This window comes from Alsobacter soli (assembly GCF_003004785.1).
Lineage (GTDB): Bacteria > Pseudomonadota > Alphaproteobacteria > Rhizobiales > Beijerinckiaceae > Alsobacter > Alsobacter soli.
Map to the genome: position 1 here is coordinate 1 of NZ_PVZS01000067.1, position 2,046 is coordinate 2,046.

The 2,046-nt window shown below is 69.6% G+C and carries 2 protein-coding genes; both read right to left on the reverse strand.

The window, feature by feature from the left end:
• Positions 1–159 precede the first annotated feature (159 nt).
• The gene (locus SLNSH_RS25190) at positions 160–747 is read right to left on the reverse strand and encodes a hypothetical protein (RefSeq protein WP_106340857.1); all 588 of its coding nucleotides are present in this window, start codon (positions 745–747) and stop codon (positions 160–162) included.
• 538 nt (positions 748–1,285) lie between these two features.
• Entirely contained in the window at positions 1,286–1,762 is a 477-nt protein-coding gene (locus SLNSH_RS24250) for a hypothetical protein (RefSeq protein ID WP_106340861.1), read from the reverse strand.
• Between the last annotated feature and the right edge of the window lie 284 nt (positions 1,763–2,046).

Sequence of the window (2,046 nt, forward strand, 5' to 3'; positions counted from 1 at the left end):
GGCTCGGCGAGCTCGTTGCGCAGCTCGACCGCGAAGGTCTCGCCCTCGACGAAGGTGAGACCTGGGGTCCCGTCCGCCTGCTGCAGGCCGTAGACGGTGGCGGACTTGCGGTTGACTTCAATGGTGCGCGTCGCGGCGCGCAGCAGCTTGGGCGCAGCTTCAGGAGCACCCCCAGGCGCGCAGCGCCTGCAGGTCGTCCTGGTGGGAGGCCGCGAGCTGCTGGGCCCGGCGCCGGGTGTCGGGGTCGTCCGAGAAGGCGGCGGCAGTCTTGGCCGCGTCGGCCAGCGCCTCCTCAAGGGCTACTGCCAGGCGGGCGAACTCGGCGTCCTGTCGGGCCGGACTCGCCTGCAGGGCGGCCACCGCGCGCTGGGCGATGGCCCGGTAAGTGATGCCCGCGAGACTCTGGTCGAACGCGGCGGCCCGGGCTCCACCGGCAGCCATTCCGGAGCCCATGCCGGAGCCCATGCCTGAAGGCATGCCCGCGCCGGCCTGGGCCGAGCCCGCGGCCATGCCCTGCATCATGGACTGCATCATCTCGGGCATCATCGGGCAGCCCATGGCCGCGGACGCGCCGGCGCTGCCCTCGGCACGGACGGACGGCGCGGGCTGGGGAGCGACGGCATCGGCCGAAGGCGCCGGAGCCGCTTCGGCCGGGTGGTGGGCGGAGTGGTCCTGAGCGTCGCCCGTCTGGGCGTAGGCCGGCGCGGCGAGGGCGCCAATGGTAAGAAGGATCGCTGCGATGCGCATGGTTCAAGTCCTTGTCAACGGAATTGGACCGCCGCGCCGGAACGCGGACGGAACAGGCTCAACCGTGACGGGATCTTGGGGGCCGCTCGCCGGGCGAAGACCGAAGTCCGCGGAGCAGACTGGGACTCGTCAGCGGGCGTGCGAGCGCCGCCATCGAGAAGGCCGGCCCGGTGGCAGCCATTCCGACGAAGGCGCAGCAGCATGGCCCGGCCACGCAACACTGGCAGGGGGCGATTGCCGCTGACGGCGCCAAGGCAGGGTCGGCGAGCGCCTGCGCGTGGTGGGCCCGCATCTCGGGCCCCGCATTCACGGCGCCGTGGGCGGCCGCAGGCCCGGCGTACGCCAGCGCGAGGAAGAGCAGCCCCAGCGCCGCGACGAAGCGGGCCAATCGACCGGTGAGGGGGAGCCGGGTGCTCATGTTTACAGTATGAGCCCGAAGGGCCCGGTTTTCATTGCGCTCAGTCAAACACGCCGGGCCAATGCCGATTTAGCCGCGGAACTGCCCCGAGGCTGTGTCGGCAATGGACGCGCTCTCAGCTCAAGACCCCGGATCGTAGGTAAAGCTGGCCGTCTGCACAGCCGAAGATCCCGGCCTGCGGTTCTCGACTTCGATGCTCTGGCGGCCGCTTCTGAACATCGCCACGAACGCGCCGAAGGTGATCGTGTCGGCGATCTTCATTGGTTCCAGCCTGGCCCGGCGCCGCCCAACCTGGCCTACCTCTGCTATTGCGTCGGACACCTCGGCGTCCTCGACGCGATTGCCAGCAGCATCGAAGATGGCCACCACGACATGCATGTCGCGCCCCTCAGCCGGGCCTCCGTGCATGGTCGCTTCCGGATGTTCGCTCGGGTGCCGCCTCGCGATCTGAGCCGGGATGATGCCGAGGTACACGCCCAGGTCCCCGGCCTTCTGATAGGGCTCAAGCACGTCGGCGTGCGGGCGAGCAGGCCAGAGAAAGCTCCATAGCCTAGCGGCCAGGATCAGCGCAGATCGGCGTGAAACCATGCTCACCATGGTCACTCCCCTTCAGCTCCCGCATCATGGCGGCAACGGCGAGGGCTCACGTCCAAAGCCTGCACTGGATCGTCAGCTGATGCCTTGAGCTGGATGAGGAGCGTCCGGAACAACGTCCTCCGATGGAGACCGCTCTTACGGCGCCACGACCCCTTCGGGCCCTTTGCCGACGGGGTGACAGGCGACCTCCCTGAGGGAGCCCAGGTCCAAGGAGGACAGCCGACCAGAAGCTCAGAGCCGCACGGCCCTGAGCCTGACGGCGTTGCCGATCACGCTCACCGACG